At 74.9% G+C, this 16,110-nt stretch carries 15 protein-coding genes and 1 pseudogene; 10 read left to right on the top strand and 6 right to left on the bottom strand.

The features are described 5' to 3' along the window. Positions 1-83 precede the first annotated feature (83 nt). Complete coding sequence (gltX, locus tag E1258_RS19855; protein WP_132403434.1) at positions 84-1,493, top strand: glutamate--tRNA ligase; 1,410 nt, start codon at positions 84-86, stop codon at positions 1,491-1,493. 47 nt (positions 1,494-1,540) lie between these two features. Here the strand turns inward: gltX and E1258_RS19850 are convergent, their stop codons facing one another. Then, positions 1,541-2,140: a copper resistance CopC family protein gene (locus E1258_RS19850; RefSeq protein WP_243715574.1), complete on the bottom strand. Its 600-nt coding sequence runs from the start codon at positions 2,138-2,140 to the stop codon at positions 1,541-1,543. A 248-nt stretch (positions 2,141-2,388) separates the two neighbouring features. Here E1258_RS19850 and E1258_RS19845 point away from each other — a divergent pair, with 248 nt between their 5' ends. Continuing rightward, positions 2,389-3,132: a hypothetical protein gene (locus E1258_RS19845; protein WP_132403428.1), complete on the top strand. Its 744-nt coding sequence runs from the start codon at positions 2,389-2,391 to the stop codon at positions 3,130-3,132. Between the two features lie 129 nt (positions 3,133-3,261). Here the strand turns inward: E1258_RS19845 and E1258_RS19840 are convergent, their stop codons facing one another. Both E1258_RS19840 and E1258_RS19835 read right to left on the bottom strand, forming a co-directional pair. After that, a complete protein-coding gene (locus tag E1258_RS19840; protein WP_132403425.1) occupies positions 3,262-3,609 on the bottom strand; it encodes a hypothetical protein in 348 nt (115 codons plus the stop codon). 104 nt (positions 3,610-3,713) lie between these two features. Continuing rightward, positions 3,714-4,253 (bottom strand): hypothetical protein, encoded by a 540-nt coding sequence (locus E1258_RS19835; RefSeq protein WP_132403422.1) that lies wholly within the window; start codon positions 4,251-4,253, stop codon positions 3,714-3,716. A 181-nt stretch (positions 4,254-4,434) separates the two neighbouring features. Between E1258_RS19835 and E1258_RS19830 the strand changes: the two genes are divergently transcribed. The 8 genes and pseudogenes from E1258_RS19830 to E1258_RS19795 all read left to right on the top strand — a co-directional run bounded on the left by E1258_RS19830 (position 4,435) and on the right by E1258_RS19795 (position 12,535). Then, positions 4,435-5,643 (top strand): sensor histidine kinase, encoded by a 1,209-nt coding sequence (locus tag E1258_RS19830; RefSeq protein WP_132403419.1) that lies wholly within the window; start codon positions 4,435-4,437, stop codon positions 5,641-5,643. Positions 5,644-5,678: 35 nt separating this feature from the next. Then, positions 5,679-6,398, top strand: coding sequence for a response regulator transcription factor (locus E1258_RS19825; RefSeq protein WP_132403440.1), 720 nt, complete (start codon positions 5,679-5,681; stop codon positions 6,396-6,398). Beyond that, positions 6,385-7,692: pseudogene (locus E1258_RS19820) on the top strand (PucR family transcriptional regulator); the annotation flags it as partial. The gene E1258_RS19825 and the pseudogene E1258_RS19820, both read left to right, overlap by 14 nt. Positions 7,693-7,799: 107 nt before the next feature. Continuing rightward, positions 7,800-8,966 carry an acyltransferase domain-containing protein gene (locus E1258_RS19815; RefSeq protein ID WP_132403413.1) on the top strand — a complete coding sequence of 389 codons (1,167 nt, stop codon included), beginning with the start codon at positions 7,800-7,802 and terminating at the stop codon, positions 8,964-8,966. Then, positions 8,963-9,907, top strand: a complete 945-nt coding sequence (locus tag E1258_RS19810; protein WP_132403410.1) for a beta-ketoacyl-ACP synthase III — start codon at positions 8,963-8,965, stop codon at positions 9,905-9,907. The genes E1258_RS19815 and E1258_RS19810 overlap by 4 nt, the downstream gene beginning before the upstream one ends. A gap of 85 nt (positions 9,908-9,992) precedes the next feature. After that, positions 9,993-10,232, top strand: coding sequence for an acyl carrier protein (locus E1258_RS19805; RefSeq protein ID WP_007072348.1), 240 nt, complete (start codon positions 9,993-9,995; stop codon positions 10,230-10,232). Between the two features lies 1 nt (position 10,233). Next, positions 10,234-11,460, top strand: a complete 1,227-nt coding sequence (fabF, locus tag E1258_RS19800; RefSeq protein WP_132403407.1) for a beta-ketoacyl-ACP synthase II — start codon at positions 10,234-10,236, stop codon at positions 11,458-11,460. Between the two features lie 358 nt (positions 11,461-11,818). Continuing rightward, positions 11,819-12,535, top strand: a complete 717-nt coding sequence (locus E1258_RS19795) for a bifunctional 2-polyprenyl-6-hydroxyphenol methylase/3-demethylubiquinol 3-O-methyltransferase UbiG (protein WP_132403404.1) — start codon at positions 11,819-11,821, stop codon at positions 12,533-12,535. Between the two features lie 126 nt (positions 12,536-12,661). On the opposite strand, the gene E1258_RS19790 is transcribed toward E1258_RS19795, so the two are convergent. From E1258_RS19790 to E1258_RS19780, 3 genes are all read right to left on the bottom strand, one after another. Then, positions 12,662-13,591, bottom strand: coding sequence for an ROK family protein (locus tag E1258_RS19790; protein ID WP_243715573.1), 930 nt, complete (start codon positions 13,589-13,591; stop codon positions 12,662-12,664). A gap of 34 nt (positions 13,592-13,625) precedes the next feature. Then, the gene (locus E1258_RS19785; RefSeq protein ID WP_132403401.1) at positions 13,626-15,083 is read right to left on the bottom strand and encodes a lyase family protein; all 1,458 of its coding nucleotides are present in this window, start codon (positions 15,081-15,083) and stop codon (positions 13,626-13,628) included. A gap of 56 nt (positions 15,084-15,139) precedes the next feature. Further along, on the bottom strand, positions 15,140-16,110 hold a 971-nt coding region (locus tag E1258_RS19780; protein ID WP_132403398.1), incomplete at its 5' end, for an amidohydrolase family protein.

The raw sequence follows: 16,110 nt of genomic DNA, 5'->3' as shown, positions 1-16,110 counted from the left end.
TGTTCGCAGGGGCCCTCCTATACCGAAAGCGTTAACAAGGGGCCCCTCCTTACCCGTGGGCCGGCGGCCGTAGGCTGGGGCACGTGACGGTACGTGTACGCTTTGCCCCCTCGCCGACCGGAATGTTCCACGTCGGCGGTGCCCGCTCGGCCCTACAGAACTGGATCTACGCCAGGCAACAGGGCGGGGTGTTCGTGCTCCGCGTCGAGGACACCGACGCGGCACGCAACAAGCCCGAATGGACCGAGGGCATCCTCTCCGCGCTGGACTGGATCGGCATCGCCCGGGGCAGCTACGAGGGCCCCTACTTCCAGTCGTCGTACGCCGGGGAGCACCGCGCCGCCGCGCAGCGACTGCACGAGGGCGGCCGGGCGTACTACTGCGACTGCACCCGGGAGGCCGTGCAGGCGCGTACCGGCTCGCAGTACTCCGGCTACGACGGCTTCTGCCGGGACCGGGGCCTGGCGGCGGGCGAGGGGCGCGCGCTGCGGTTCCGCACGCCGGACACCGGCGAGACCGTGGTGGTCGACCTGATCCGGGGCGAGCCGACCTTCGAGAACAGGCTGATCGAGGACTTCGTCATCGCCCGGGGCGACGGGTCGCCGGTGTTCCTGCTGGCCAACGTCATCGACGACATGACGATGGGAATCACCCACGTGATCCGGGCCGAGGAGCACCTGCCCAACACGCCGAAGCAGCAGTTGCTCTGGGACGCGCTGGGCGTCAAGCCGCCGATCTGGGCACACGTGCCCGTGGTGGTCAACGAGAAGCGGCAGAAGCTGTCCAAGCGGCGGGACAAGGTCGCCCTGGAGGCGTACCGGGACGAGGGCTACCTAGCCGCGGCGATGCGCAACTACCTGATGCTGCTCGGCTGGGCGCCGTCGGGCGACCGGGAGATCGTGCCCTGGTCGGTGATCGAGGAGGAGTTCCGGCTGGAGGAGGTCAACCCCTCCCCCGCGTTCTTCGACGAGAAGAAGCTGCGCGCGTTCAACGGCGAGTACGTCCGGGCGCTGCCGATCGACGAGTTCGTGGCCGCCTGCCGGCCGTGGCTGACCGGCACCGACACCATCGCGCCGCCGCCGTGGCAGCCGCAGGAGTTCGACGCCGACGCGTTCGCCGCCGTGGCCCCGCTGGCCCAGACCCGGATCGCGGTGCTCAGCGAGATCGTGCCGAACGTCGACTTCCTCTTCCTGGCCTCGCCGCTGATCGAGGAGGCCGCGTGGGCGAAGGCGATGAAGGAGGGCGCGGCCGAGCTGCTCGACGCGGCGGTCGCCGCGTACGAGGGGCTCGCTTCGTGGGACGCGGACTCGCTGAAGGCGACGCTGGAGGCGGTCGGCGCGGAGCGCGGCCTCAAGCTCGGCAAGGCCCAGGCGCCGGTGCGGGTGGCGGTCACCGGCCGCGCCGTCGGCCTGCCGCTGTTCGAGTCGCTGGAGGTCCTGGGCCGCGAGCGCACCCTCGCCCGGTTGCGCGCCGCCCGCCTGCGCCTGCCCTGATCGGGTGTACGCACGCCTGCCCTGATCCGGTACGCGACCTGCCGCGCTCAGGAACGGCGGCGGCGCACGGCGAACACGGCGGCGACGGCCGCGAGCAACAGCAGCAGCCCCCCGCCCAGCGCCCAGAGCCAGCCGGGCGGTCCCTTCCGCGGCGACTCGTCGGCGACCGGCGCGGCGCTGGCGGGGCCGTGCGTGGCCGCGTCGGCCGACGACGGCGGGGCACCGGACGGTGACGGGGGCTCCGGCGGCGTGGCCGACGGCGACGGGGGCTGGGCCGGGGTGCCGGTGGTGAGGGTGAACCGCAACTCGCCCTTGATCGGGTGGCCGTCGGCGGAGGTGACCTGGTACCCGACGATGTAAAGACCGGCCGCGCCGGGCGCGAACGGGATCCGCACCCGTGTGCCGGAGAAGGCCGGCTTCCCACCGAGGGCGACCACATTGTCCGGCCCGGTGACTGTGATCTTCGTCGTACCCGGATTCGGCTTCGCCAGGAAGCGGAGTTCGATCCGGTCCGGCGCCTTGGCCACCCGCGCGCCGTTGGCCGGGTTGCTGCCACTCAGCGAGTTGTGCGCGGCGGCCGGCGACGCCGGCAGCGCGAGCGACACACCGAGCGCCACGCCGAGAACGGCTATCCAGTCACGCGCCATCCGTGGGAACCTGCCCCCCATGAACACCTCCGTAAGGGTACTATCCGCCCGCTGATCTACGGCTGACCAATCAGTCGCACTGAGATCGCAGATAGTTCCAATTCCCGATCCAACAGCTGCAACCGATCGACGTCTTGCGCAGTCTTTCAGGTGGGCGCCCCGCCCTGTGGGCATGGTCACCGCCATCGACCGACCAACGCGTGACCTGCAGCGAAGCCATCCAAATCGAACGGGGCGAGGAGGCGGCGATGGTCCGACAGGTACGGCGGTTGTGCGGGGTGGCAGCGGGAGCGCTGCTGGCGACCGCGCTGGCGACGGCGCTGGCGGGGCCGGTCCGGGCTGCGGGCACGGCGACGGCAGGCGGGGCTACGACGGGCGCGGCGCTGGCCGACGCGGCCGCCACCGCCAGCACGGCGCTGGCCGGCACGGTGCCGAAGCAGACCCTACCGGCCGGTGTGGACATCACCGGCGACCGGCTGGCCGAGCCGCTGCGGCTGCGGGCCCCCACCCACCCCGCCGAGGTGGTCGCGGTCGTCGACCAGGTGAGCTGGCTCGGCCGCACCGGCGCGGCCAGCGGGCCGAAGCCCGCCGACCTGGGTCCGAAGTACACGGTGGTGCTGCTGGTCGGGGAAATCCCCACCCAGACGTACGACCTCTACCCGCTGGCCAAGGGCGGCCCCCGGGTCTACCGGCCGGCGAAGCAGCCGGACCCGGCGCGCAAGGGTAAGGCCGGCTGGTTCCTCGGCCGGCTCAGCATGTCCGAGACGCTGCGCACGGTCGGGGTGCCGCTGGAGCGGCAGCTCGACTCGGTCAGCGGCGGCGTCGGGGGCGGCGAGCGGGTGCTGCCGGACGAGTTGCTGAACCCGGCCAAGGACATCGACGAGGCGCTCGACGAGTTGCAGCGGCTGCTGCTGCTCAACGTCGGCGTGATGCTGGTGATCACCCTCGGGCTGGCCGGGATCGCGCTGCTGGTACGCCGCCGTACCCGCTGACCGGCACGCCGGGCTGACCGCAGGCCGGCACGGCCCCGGCGTACCCGCTGGCGGGCACGCCCGGCGTCGCGGCGCCCGCGCCGGTTGGCAGGGGCGTCGTCGCCGGTCGGCACGGGGGGTCGCCGGTGGTCAGCACCAGCGGCGCGGCGGGCGCTCCCGGCGGACCGCCCGGTGCCGGGGGCGAACCGGTCCGTGCGGATGCGCGCCGGCCCAGCCGGGCAGGTCGCTGCGGCACGCCGCGGCGCGCGCCGCCTCGCCGGCGGGCGACTCGGTGGCCCGCTGGCGGGGCACCGGGGCCTCCTCGTCGACCGACCCGGCCCGGCCGCACGTCGGCTCCGTGGGCCGGCCACAGGGCGGCTCGGCGGGATGGGCCGCGCCGGTGAGCCGACGGGGATGCTTCGCCGCAGCCGGCTCGTGGTGGCCCGGCCGGCAGGACTCCCCCTGGGCGCAGCCTTGCTCGGCCTCCCCGTGCGCCATCCCGGTCTCCTCACGCTCTCCCTCGCCCACCGGCCGCTTCTTGGCCCGCGTGCCCTGACACCGTACTGGTGCGGGCGGACGCGCCGTGCGGCGCGTCCGCCACCTCAGCGGCGGGGGCGGCGCGGGAAGATCGTCTCCCAGACCGGGAACGCGATCAGCCAGATCACGAGGCCGACGGTGAGCGTGCGGACCCAGTCCCACAGCTCGCGGGTGCGCTCGGCGTCACCGACGTAGACGATCGCCGCGACGAGGAACGCGCAGGCCACGGCCCAGCCGAGCAGGCCCTTGGCCCATTCCCGCCACTCGTGCCGGGCGCGGGCCCAGCCGTGCCGTGGCGGCCGGACCGGGGGCGGCCCGCCGGCGAATCGGTGGGCGAAGCGCTGGTCGGCCCAGCGGATCGTCGAGTGGCCGAAGGCCACCGAGAAGCCGAGGTACACGGCGGCCAGGCCGTGGGTGGCGTCCGCCGTGGCCCCGCGCCGCAGGTCCAGCGCGGTCACCGCGAGCAGCACCAGGTCGACCAGGGGTACGCAGACCAGCAGCGCCGCGCCGAGGCGCGGGCGGCGCAGCGGGTAGCGGGCCACCAGCCCCGCCACGAGCAGCACCCAGAACCCGATCTCGCACCCGACGACGACCACGACCAGCACACCGACCTCCCCTGTCCGTCGGGGTCCAGCGTGCCGCCCACGGCGTGCCCCGCCCTCGGCCCGGGCGACGAGATCCGCGTACCCCGAACGATGGACCACGCCGGGGGTAGCTCCTTCGGCGGACGCCGGCCTCGTTCCGTGGTCGGAGCCGGCGCGGCGGCGGGTGTGGTGGGATCGGACCATGCGACTGCCGCCCTGGCTCCGGTCCGGCACCCTGGGCCGGGATCTGGCGCTGGCCGGCGTCGCCCTCGCGGGCGGGCTGGCGCTGCTCGGCCTCGGCACGCACCTGGCGATCACCCCGCGACCCGGCGTGCCCACGGCGGCCTTCCTGCCGTCGCTGCTGGCCGTGTCGGTGGCGGTCGTCCTGCGCCGGGTGGCCACCCGCACGGGCCTGGCCCTCGGGACGGTGGCGCTGGTCGTCGACGTCGCCCTCGGCACCACCCTCGGCACCGCCCTGATCTACACCCAGGTGCTCTACGACGCCTGCGTGTACGGCCCGCCCCGGCTGTGGCGCGGGCTCCTGCGGGTCACGGTGGCGCTGAGCCTGCTCGCCGCCGTCGGCGGGCCGCTGGTGTTCGCCCACTGGCGCGGGGTCGCGCTGGCTGTGCCGGTGGTGCTGGTCGGCGTCGTGCCGGTGCTGACCGGGATCAGCGTGCGCCAGTACCGTGACCAGGCGGCGGCCGAGCGGGCCCGGGCCGCGGAGGAACGGGCCCGGGCCGAGCAGACCGCCCGGCTGGCCGAGTTGGACCGCCGCGAGGCGGTCCGCGCCGAGCGGTCCCGGATGGCCCGCGAGCTGCACGACGTGGTGGCCAACCACCTCGGCGCGGTGGCCATCCACGCCACCGCCGCGCTATCCGTCGCCGGGCTGGACCGGGAGCAGGTGACCTCGTCGCTGCGGGTGATCCGGGAGAACAGCGTGCGGGGCCTGGCGGAGATGCGGCAGCTCGTCGGGCTGCTCCGGGAGCCCACGCCCGGCGTCGCCGTCGATCCGGCCGAGGAGGCGACCCGGGTACGCCTCGACGAGTTGGACCGCCTGGTGGACCGGATGCGCTCCGCCGGGCTGGCGGTGCGGGCCGAGGTGACCGGTGGGCCGCGTGCGCTGCCGGTGGGGGTGGACCTGGCGGCGTACCGGATAGTGCAGGAGTCGTTGACCAACGCGCTCAAGCACGGCGCGGGCGAGGCGGAGCTGATGGTGGCGTACGGGCCGACGGAGGTGGTGGTGGCCGTGACGAACCCGGTCCGGGCGGGCGGAGCGGCGCTGCCCTGCGCGGGTGCCGGCCTGATCGGGATGCGCGAGCGCGCGGTGCTGCTGGGTGGCGGTTTCACCGCCGGCCGGGCGGGCGGACGGTGGCGGGTCCGGGCGCGGCTGCCCACCGGCGGGCCGGCGTGACCGGCCCCGGGCCGGGCAGGCGCGGCGACGCGGCGGTGTCGGTACGGGTGGTGCTCGCCGACGACCAGCCGGCGGTGCGGGCCGGGCTGGCGCTGATCCTGGCCGCCGCGCCGGGGGTCGAGGTGGCCGGCGAGGCCGCCGACGGCGAGACGGCCGTGCGGCTCTGCGCCGAGCTGCGTCCCGACGTCGCCGTGCTGGACGTCCGGATGCCCCGGCTCGACGGCATCTCCGCCACCCGGGAGATCGTCGCCGGTCGGCTCGCCGACGTGCTCGTGCTCACCACCTTCGACCTCGACGAGTACGTCTTCGGCGCGCTGCGGGCCGGGGCCGCCGGCTTCCTGCTCAAGGACACCGACGCGGACGCGCTGGTCACCGCGGTCCGCACGGTGGCCCGGGGCGAGGGGATCATCGCTCCCGCGGTGACCCGGCGGCTGATCAGCGCGTTCGCCGCCACCGCCCCGGGAGTGCCCGCCGCCACCCGGGCCGCGGTGGCCACCCTCACGGCGCGGGAGCGGGAAGTGCTGGCCTGCCTCGGGCTGGGCCTGTCCAACCAGCAGCTCGCCGACCGGCTGGTGATGGCGGAGAGCACCGCGAAGACCCACGTCAGCCGGGTCCTGGCGAAGCTCGACCTGCGCAGTCGCGTGCAGGCCGCGATCCTGGCCCAGGAGATCGCCCTGCCCGCCCCGCCGCCGGGAGCAGCGCCGGAGTCGTCGCCGGGAGCAGCGCCGGAGTCGTCGCGGGGCGGTGCGGGGTGAGCGGGGTCCCCTTCTCCACCGGGGGCGTCAACCCGGACCCCTCCCCTTCTGCGAGGCTGGTGGGGTGAGCGAGCCGGGCGGGATCCAGTTGTCGGCCACGCTGCGCCGGATCGAGCGGGCGGCGGGGGCGCTGGCCACCGCCAGCGTGGCCCGGATGGACGAGACGCTGCCCTGGTTCCGGGCGCTCCCGGCCGACCAGCGGTCCTGGGTCATGCTGGTGGCCCAGGCCGGCGCCCAATCGCTGGTGCAGTGGCTGCGCGAGGGCGGCGGCACGGCGGACAGCACCCAGGAGGTCTCCGACGAGGTCTTCGCCACCGCCCCGCAGGCCCTGGCCCGCTCGATCAGCCTCCAGCAGACGGTGGCGCTGATCAAGGTGACCATCGACGTGGTCGAGGAGCAGGTCGGCACCCTCGCCGCCGAGGGCGAGGAGCAGCAACTGCGGGAAGCGGTGCTGCGCTTCTCCCGGGAGATCGCCTTCGCCGCCGCCCGGGTGTACGCGCGGGCCGCCGAGTCGCGCGGCTCCTGGGACGCCCGGTTGCAGGCCCTGCTGGTCGACGCGCTGCTGCGCGGGGACTCCCCGGACGTGCTGGCCAGCCGGGGCGCCGCGCTGGGCTGGTCGGACGCGCCGCCGGTGGCGGTGGCGGTGGGCCGTTCCCCCGGGGGCGAGGTGGCCGCCGTGCTGCACACCGTCTACCGGCTGGCCCGGCGCATCGGCGTCGAGGTGATCGGCGGGGTGCACGGCGACCGGCTGGTGATCGTCCTCGGTGGCGCGGCCGACCCGATGACGGCCACCGGGAAGCTGCTGCCCGCGTTCGGGGAGGGGCCGGTCGTGGTCGGGCCGGCGGTGCCGAGCCTCGACGAGGCGACCGACTCGGCCCGCGCCGCGCTGGCCGGGTTCCGTGCGGCCCCCGCCTGGCCGACCGCGCCGCGCCCGGTGCCGGCCGGCGACCTGCTGCCCGAGCGGGCCCTCGCCGGGGACGCCGAGGCCCGCCGCCGGCTGCGCCACGACGTGTACGCGACGCTGGCCCGGGCGGGCGGGGAGCTGTTGGAAACCCTGGACGCCTTCTTCGCGGCCGGCGGTACGCTGGAGAGCGCGGCCCGGGCCCTGTTCGTGCACCCCAACACGGTGCGCTACCGGCTGCGGCGGATCGCGGACGTGACCGGCCTGTCGCCGCTGACCCCCCGGGACGCGTTCGCCCTACAGGTGGCGCTGACCGTGGGGCGGCTCGACCCGGTGGTTCCCGTCGTGGCACATCAGCCGATAACGGCCTCAAGTCGACAAAGTTCCACCTAACCACGATCACGGTCACCTATTTCTGTAGGGTTCCTCCAAAGGTTCTAGTGCGGTTTGGTGGCGGCCGGTAACACCGTGACCGACAAGTATCCGGGAGAGTCATAGACGTGCTCGCCGTACTCTCACCGGGACAGGGTTCCCAGAAACCCGGCTTCCTGACACCGTGGCTCGCCCTGACCGGGGCCGAGGCACGGCTGCGCTGGTGGTCGGCGCCGGCCGGCGTCGACCTGGTCCACCTGGGCACCACGGCCGGTGCCGAGGAGATCCAGGACACGGCCCGGACCCAGCCGCTGCTGGTCGCCGCGGCGCTGCTCGCCGCCGAGCACCTGCCGATGAACGACGTGACCCTCACCGCCGGGCACAGCGTCGGCGAGTTGGGCGCGGCGGCGCTGGCCGGGGTCCTGTCGGCCGAGACCGCGATCACCCTCGCCGGGCTGCGTGGCCGGGAGATGGCCGCCGCCTGCGCGATCGAACCCACCGGCATGGCCGCCGTGCTGGGCGGCGACACCGACGAGGTGCTGGCCGCCCTCGACGCGCACGGGCTGCACGCCGCCAATCGCAACGGCGCCGGCCAGATCGTCGCCGCCGGGTCGATCAGTGGGCTGGACGCGCTCGCCGCCGCCCCGCCCACGAAGGCCCGGGTGGTCCGGCTGAAGGTGGCCGGGGCGTTCCACACCCCGCACATGGCCCCCGCCGAGGCCACCCTGGCCGGGGTGGCCGCCGGGATCACCCCGGCCCGCCCGGCCCGGATCCTGCTGTCCAACCTCGACGGCGCGGCCGTCGACCACGGCCGGGAAATGGTGCAGCGGCTGGTCCGTCAGGTCACCTCGCCAGTGCGGTGGGACCTGTGCATGCGCACCCTTGCCGACCTCGGCGTCACCGGGGTGGTCGAGCTGCCGCCGGCCGGCACCCTGGCCGGCCTGATCAAGCGGGAGCTCAGCGACTCGCTGCCCGAGATCGTCACCCTGAAGACGCCGGACGACCTGCCCGCCGCGCGCGCGCTGATCGCCCGCCACGGGGCGGCTGCCCGCCCCGCGCCGACCACCCGGTTCCGGGTCGTGACGGCCACCGCCCCGGGCGCCTTCCAGCCGGCCGAGGGGCTGGTCGAGGGCGAGTCGCTGAAGGCTGGCCAGGTCATCGGCCACATCGCCACCGGGCAGGGCCCGGTCGAGGTGACCGCCCACGACAGCGGCCTGCTCACCGAGTGGTTCGCCCACCATGACGCCCCGGTCGCGCCGGGTCAACCGCTCGCCCGGATCGGGGGTCACTCATGACAGGTAGCCGGATTCTCTCGCTGGGGCACTACCAGCCCTCCCGGATCGTCACCAACGACGACATCGCCCAGTTCGTCGAAACCAACGACGAGTGGATCAGGGACCGGGTCGGCATCGCCAGCCGCCGCATAGCCGGCGACGAGACGGTGTCCGACATGGCGGCGGCCGCCGCCGGGAAGGCGCTGGCCAACTCCGGCCTCACCGCCGCCGACATCGACCTCGTCGTGGTCGCCACCTGCACCTCGATCGACCGCAGCCCGAACGTCGCCTGCCGGGTCGCCGCCAAGCTGGGCATCACCGCGCCCGGCGCGTACGACATCAACACCGCATGCTCGGGCTTCGCGTACGCGCTGGGGACCGTGGACCACGCGATCCGGGCCGGGGCGTCGCGCAACGCGATCGTCATCGGCGCGGAGAAGCTCTCCGACTTCACCGACTGGACCGACCGCTCCACCTGCATCATCTTCGGTGACGGCGCCGGCGCCGCGGTGGTCACCGCCACGGCCGACGGCGAGCCGGCCGGGGTCGGCCCGGTCGTCTGGGGCTCGGTGCCGGCCAAGAGCGCCGCCGTACGCATCGAGGGCTGGCGACCGTACGTGAAGCAGGAGGGCCAGACCGTCTTCCGCTGGGCCACCACGGCGCTGGCCCCGCTGGCCCTACAGGCCTGCGAGCGGGCCGGCGTCGCCCCGTCCGAGCTGGCCGCGTTCGTGCCGCACCAGGCCAACTCCCGGATCATCGACGGCATCGCCAAGCGGCTCGGCATCCCCGACGCGATCATCGCGAAGGACATCGTCGAGTCCGGCAACACCTCGGCGGCGAGCGTGCCGCTGGCGCTGTCCAAGCTCATCGAGCGGCGAGAGGTGCCCTCGGGCGCCCCGGTGCTGCTCTTCGGCTTCGGCGGTGGCCTGACCTACGCCGGTCAGGTCGTCCGCTGCCCCTGATGTCCGGCCCCCACCGGGGCCGTTCGCACGCCGCGCGGCACGCGCCGCCGGCGAGTCCACACCCATGGAGAGGAACGCACCAACCATGACCCGTGACGAGATCACCGCCGGCCTCGCCGAGATCCTCGAAGAGGTTGCCGGGGTGAACCCGGACGACGTGGCCGAGGGCAAGTCCTTCACCGACGACCTCGACGTCGACTCGCTCTCGATGGTGGAGGTCGTGGTCGCCGCCGAGGAGAAGTTCGGCGTCAAGATCCCCGACAACGAGGTGCAGAACCTGAAGACCGTGGGCGACGCCGTCAGCTACATCGAGGCGCAGTCCTGACATGAGTCGCACCGACGTCGTCGTCACCGGGATCGGCGCGACCACCCCGCTGGGCGGGGACGTCGCGTCGACCTGGGACGCCATGCTCGCCGGCCGCTCCGGGGTGGCTCCGCTCACCCAGGAGTGGGCGGCGCAGCTGCCGGTCCGTATCGCCGCGCAGCTCGTCGTCGACCCGTCCGAGGTGCTGGACCGGGTCAAGCTGCGCCGGCTCGACCGCTCCGAGGCCATCGCGATCATCGCGGCCCGGCAGGCGTGGGCGGACGCAGGCCTCGCCGACTCCGGGCCGGACCCGGAGCGGCTGGCCGTCAGCGTCGGATCCGGCATCGGCGGGGCGACCACACTGCTTGCCCAGGACGACATCCTGGAGGCATCCGGCCCGCGCCGGGTGTCGCCGCACACCGTGCCGATGTTGATGCCGAACGGCCCCGCCGCGTGGGTGGGGCTGGAGGTGGGTGCCAAGGCCGGGGTACACGCCGTGGCCAGCGCCTGCGCCACCGGCGCGGAGGCGATCGCCCTCGGGCTGGACATCATCCGCTCCGGCCGGGCCGACGTGGTGGTGGTCGGCGGCACCGAGGCGGTCATCCACCCGCTGCCGATCGCCGGGTTCGCCTCGATGCGCGCCATGTCCACCCGCAACGACGAGCCCGAGCGGGCCTCCCGCCCGTGGGACAACGGCCGGGACGGCTTCGTCCTCGGCGAGGGCGCGGGCGTGCTCGTGCTGGAACGCGCCGAGCACGCCGCCGCCCGGGGCGCCCGGGTGTACGCGCGGCTGGCCGGCGCCGGGATCACCTCCGACGCGTACGACATCGTGCAGCCGCACGCGGAGGGCGAGGGCGCGATCCGGGCGATCAGGAAGGCCATCGCGGACGCGGACATCGCCCCGCAGGACATCGTGCACGTCAACGCGCACGCCACCTCGACCCCGGTCGGTGACATGCTGGAGATCGGCGCGCTGCGCGCCGCGCTCGGCGACCACCCGGTGCTCACCGCCACCAAGTCGATGACCGGTCACCTGCTCGGCGCGGCCGGCGCGTTGGAGTCCATCGCCACCATCCTGGCCATTCGCGACGGCGTCGTGCCCCCGACGATCAATTTGGACGACCCGGACGCCGGGTTGGACATGGACGTGGCCGCGCACAAGGCGCGTCACCTGGAGATCCCCGCCGCGCTGAACAACGCGTTCGGTTTCGGCGGACACAACGTGGCGCTCGTCTTCACCCGCCCCTGAGGGCGAAGGAAGGGCCCCCTGTTGACGCTTTGCGCATAGCAGGGGGCCCTTCTTAACGCCCTGCCACGCCCGCCGCCGGCGACGCCAGGTTTCGTAAAGCGCCCTCGGCCGCACTGCTGCTCGAGTGAACGTGGCCTGAAATCTGGGCATCCGGTGGGTGGGCACGGACAGCGCCGCGCTGCCGCCGGTGGTGTTTCCAACCGGCGATCGAGATGGCCACCATCAGCGGCGCGAAGGAGCTGGGCCTTCGGCGCCGCCCTGTGCCGGCTGCTGCCGGTCGGTGAGAAGGGGCCCCTTGTCTACCGAAAGCGTTAACAGGGGCCCTTCCTTGCTCAACTGCGGCGGTTAGGGTGAGGCCGTGGAAGCAACCGAGATCCGCAAGCTCGCCGCCTTGGAGGACACCCACTGGTGGTACCGGGAGCGACGCGTCCTGCTGGCCCGGGCGCTGCGCCGGCTTGCCGCCGCCGGCCACGCCCCCGGGCGCGCGCTCGACGTCGGCGCGGCCGGTGGCGGCAACACCCGGGTGCTGCGGGCGCACGGCTGGCGGCCGGTGGCGCTGGAATACAGCGCGGAGGGCGCCGGGGTGGCCCGGGAACGCGGGCTCGACGTGATCCGGGCCGACGCGCGGCGCCTGCCGCTGCCCTCGGCGAGCCTGGGCCTGGTCACCGCGTTCGACATCCTGGAGCATTTCGACGAGGACCACCTGGCCGCCGCCGAGATCCGCCGGACTCTGCGCCCCGGCGGGGTCGCGCTGATCGCCGTGCCGGCCGACATGGCGCTGTGGTCGGCGCACGACGTGGCGGTGGGCCACGTCCGCCGGTACGACCGGCCGTCGCTGCGCGCCGTGGTAGAGAAGGCCGGGCTGGTGGTCGACGAACTGTGGAGCTGGAACGTGCTGCTCCGCCCGGTCGCCGCCTGGCGGCGGCGCAGCTCCACCGGCAGCGACCTGGACGACGTGAACCCGCTGGTGAACCTGGGATTGCGGGCCGTCGTCACCGCCGAGCGGTACCTGCCGGTGCGGACGCTGCCCGGGGTGTCGCTGATGCTGCGCGCCCATCGCCCCGCCGACGACTGACCGGGCCAGGTTACTGCGGGTCTGGGCCGTCGACGGGGCCACCCGGGACGTGCGCGCCACGCTGGAGGAGCTTCTCGTGGCGGGTCGGCGAGGTCGAGTACCGGCGGGTGCGGCGCGGCCACCCGGTCAGCGGGGGGCCGGAGCCGCCTCGCGGGCCAGCACGACCGCGCCGAGCAGCGCGGCGTCGTCGGCGAAGCCGGAGAGCACCACCTCGGGCCGGTACGGCAGCACGGCGGCGAGCCGCTCGACGAGCAGGCCCCGGATCAGGTCGCTGCCGGCCACGCCGCCGACCAGCACCACCCGCTGCGGGTCGACCAGCAGGCAGCAGGTGACCAGGTGGCGGGCCAGCTCGTCGACCCGGGCGGTCAGCGCGTCCCGGGCCGGGCCGGGCTGCCCGGCGGCGGCGGCCAGCCCGGCCGCCGCCCCCGGCACGCCGAGGTCGTCGGCGAGTTGGTCCAGCGCCCGGCCGGAGAAGTCCAGCTCCAGCATGGTGCCGGGCCACGGCCCGCCGGCCACCGCGTACCCGATCTCGCCGGCCGCCCTGTGATGGCCCGGCAGCACCGCCCCGCGCACGGTGACCGCCGCCGCGACCCCGGTGCCGAGGCCGACGACCAGGCCGGGGTCGGCGTCGCGGAGCGCGCCGAGGCGCAGCTCGGCCAGGGCGGCGGCGTTCAGGTCGTTGTCGACCGCGACCACCGGCGCGCCGAGCCGGTCGCGGACCGCGTCGGCCAGCCGGAGCCGGTCCCAGCCGGGCACGTTCGGGGCCAGGTCGATCCCGTCGGGCCGGAGCACCCCGGGCGAGGCGACGCCCGCCGCCGCGACCGGGCCGCCCACCTGCCGCACCAGCTTCGCGGCCAGCTCCAGCGCGCGGTCCAGGGCCTGCGGGGCACCCCGTTCGGCGTACGTCGGCACCCGCTCGCGGGCCAGCAGGCGGCCCGCTTCGTCGGCCACCCCGACGGCCATCTTGGTGCCGCCGAAGTCGATGCCGAGCAGTACGCCCTCGTCGCCGGTCACCGACGCGGGCCGCGCGGCCCGGCCGTCCAGCCGCAGGTTCACGGCCCGGTCCCCTCGCTCGTGGTGCCGCCCGCGCTCACCGGGCCGCCCGCCTGGCGGCGACGGCGTCGAGCGCCTCGTCCGCGGCGGCCAGCCGGTCCCGTACGGCGGCCAGCCGGGCGGCGACGGCGTCGAGGGTGCCGCGCAGCGCGGTCACCTGGTTGCGCACGGCGCACCTGCCGGGGCCGTCGACCTGCGCCCGGTCGAGGACCAGCTCGGGGTGGACGGCGGCGGCGATCAGGTCGGCGATCGCGTCGTCGTCGAGCCGGTCGGTGATGCCCTGCGCCGCAGCGCGGACCCCCTCGGGGGTCCAGGTGCCCGGCGCGCCGGCGCGGACCAGCCGTCCGACGACCGAGTGGGCGGCCCGGAACGGCACGCCGTGCCGGGTCAGCGCGTCCGCGGCGGCGGTGGTGGTGGCCCCGGACGCCACGATCTCCTCGCGCGACGGCGGCTCCAGCAGCTCGATCTCGGCGAGGAAGCCACCGAGCAGGGCGAAGAACCGGTAGGTACGGTCGTTGCTCTCCCAGAGCCGCACCTGCACGTCGGTGGTGGCGTTGTTGGAGTCCTCCCACCAGGCCGCGCCGACGTTGTTGAGCACGCTCGCGGCGTCGGCGGCGGTGGCGCCGGCGTAGGAGACCAGGTGCTCCAGCACGACCGGGTTGCGCTTCTGCGGCATGATGCTGCTGCCCTGGGTGAAGTCGCCGGGGGTGGTCACCCAGCGCCAGGTCAGCCAATCCATCAGGGTCCGGGCCAGCCGGGCCCCCGTGGCGAGCGACCGGGCGTTGAGCGTGCCGACCCGGACCAGGTGGTCCGCGCCGGCCACCGCCTCGTACGAGTTGGTGACCAGGCCGGCGAAGCCGAGCAGCTCGGCCACCCGGGCCGGGTCGATGTCCAGGTCGGTGCCGGCGAACGCGCAGGAGCCCAGCGGCGAGATGTTGAGCGCGTCGATCAGGTCGGCGTACGCGACGGCCTGGCCCGCGAGGGCCTCGGCGTACCCGGCGAGGGCATGGCCGATGGTGGTGGGCTGGGCGGGCCGGCGGTGGGTGTAGCCGGTGATCACCACCTCGGCGTACCGGTCGGCGGCGGCCAGGGCGGTGGCCCCGGTGGCGAGCACCCGGTCGAGGACCCCGGTGAGCTGGTCGCGCAGCAGCATCCGGAACACCCCGGCGTCGAGGTCGTTCCGGCTGCGGGCCATCTGTACGTCCAGCTCGGACGCCGGCACGCCGCAGGCGTCGGCCAGCCGCTTCTCCAGCAGGTAGTACGTGTCCTCGAAGGTGCCGTCGAACTTTGGCGCGGGGCCGGTGTCGGCGCGCAGCTCCGCCAGCCCGCGCAGCAGCCGGGCACCCCGCTCGGCGGGGATCAGCCCCCGTTCGGTCAGCATCACCACGTGCGCCTGGCTGGCCCGCACCATCGCCGCGAAGAGGTACCCGACGTGGTGGTCGTATGTCGGCCGCAGGTGGTGCCGCTGGTAGGTGGTCAGCGCGGGTGTGCTCATCAGGGGTCTCTGCTTCCTTCCGGGCCGGACGCGGCGCTGCTCGCCGCGCCCGGACGTCAGCCGGTCGTGGTGTCCAGGCCGAGCAGGCGCTCGGCGTTGCCGGCGAAGATCGCGCGCAGGTGGTCGTCGGGCAGGCCCAGCTCGTGACAGATCCGGAGCTGGTCGTCGAGGTAGCGGGTGACGTAGCCACGCGGGAACCACGACGAGTCGCTGCCGTAGACGATCCGGTGCGGGCCGATGGTCTCGTAGCAGCGCCGGAACAGGTCCTCCAGCGTCAGCCGGTACGGCATCCAGCGCACCCACTGGTTGGACCCGGACGTGTCGACGTGGATGTTCGGGCAGCCCCAGGCGGCGAAGAGGAGGTCCTGCACGTGCTGGACGCCGAAGTGCGGCACCACCACGGCCAGTTCGGGGAAGCGCCGGGCCATCCGGGCCAGCTCGTCCGGGCCGCCGTGCCGGCCGAAGCTCAGCCCGCCCGCGCTGCCGTAGTGCCCGATGTGGATCAGCACGGGCACGCCGAGGCGCTGGGCGGTGGCCCAGAGCGGGTCGAGGTCGGCGTGGTCGAGGGGGCCGCGCAGCAGCGGGGCGAACAGCTTCAACCCGCGCAGGCCGCGCCCGGCGACGGCCCGTTCCAGCTCGGCGGCGGCTCCCGGCGCGTACGGGTCGTGGTGGGCGAGGCCGAGCAGCAGGTCGGGGTGGCGGTCGACGACGTCGGCGACGGTGTCGTTGCCGCCGCCGGTGACGAACACGGCCCGCCGGACGTTCACCCGGCGCAGCTCGTCGGCCCACCGGTCCGCCTCGTCCTCCCAGCGCTGTGCCGGGAGCTCGGGCTCGCCGAAGCCCCACGCTCGCCGCCAGGCGCGGGCGTACGGGGCGGAGCCGGCGGCGCGGACGGCGCGCTCGCGCTCCCCGCCGGGATGCATGTCGGCGGCGTGCTCGCACGCCTGGATCGTCGGGTCGGCGCCGATGCGGAAGTGCAGGTGGAAGTCGACGATGTCGAGTCCCCGGTCGACGGTCACGACGGCTC

The sequence above is a fragment of the Micromonospora sp. KC207 genome, assembly GCF_004348615.1.
Classification (GTDB): domain Bacteria; phylum Actinomycetota; class Actinomycetes; order Mycobacteriales; family Micromonosporaceae; genus Micromonospora.
This window is presented reverse-complemented; position numbering and strand designations above follow the sequence as displayed.

What these genes read in the sequence shown, in the direction of transcription:
- E1258_RS19785 (WP_132403401.1), bottom strand. Translation starts at nt 15,083, where the DNA reads ATGAGCACACCCGCGCTGACCACCTACCAGCGGCACCACCTGCGGCCG.
- E1258_RS19850 (WP_243715574.1), bottom strand. Translation starts at nt 2,140, where the DNA reads ATGGCGCGTGACTGGATAGCCGTTCTCGGCGTGGCGCTCGGTGTGTCG.
- E1258_RS19840 (WP_132403425.1), bottom strand. Translation starts at nt 3,609, where the DNA reads ATGGCGCACGGGGAGGCCGAGCAAGGCTGCGCCCAGGGGGAGTCCTGC.
- E1258_RS19830 (WP_132403419.1), top strand. Translation starts at nt 4,435, where the DNA reads ATGCGACTGCCGCCCTGGCTCCGGTCCGGCACCCTGGGCCGGGATCTG.
- E1258_RS19810 (WP_132403410.1), top strand. Translation starts at nt 8,963, where the DNA reads ATGACAGGTAGCCGGATTCTCTCGCTGGGGCACTACCAGCCCTCCCGG.
- E1258_RS19845 (WP_132403428.1), top strand. Translation starts at nt 2,389, where the DNA reads ATGGTCCGACAGGTACGGCGGTTGTGCGGGGTGGCAGCGGGAGCGCTG.
- E1258_RS19805 (WP_007072348.1), top strand. Translation starts at nt 9,993, where the DNA reads ATGACCCGTGACGAGATCACCGCCGGCCTCGCCGAGATCCTCGAAGAG.
- fabF (WP_132403407.1), top strand. Translation starts at nt 10,234, where the DNA reads ATGAGTCGCACCGACGTCGTCGTCACCGGGATCGGCGCGACCACCCCG.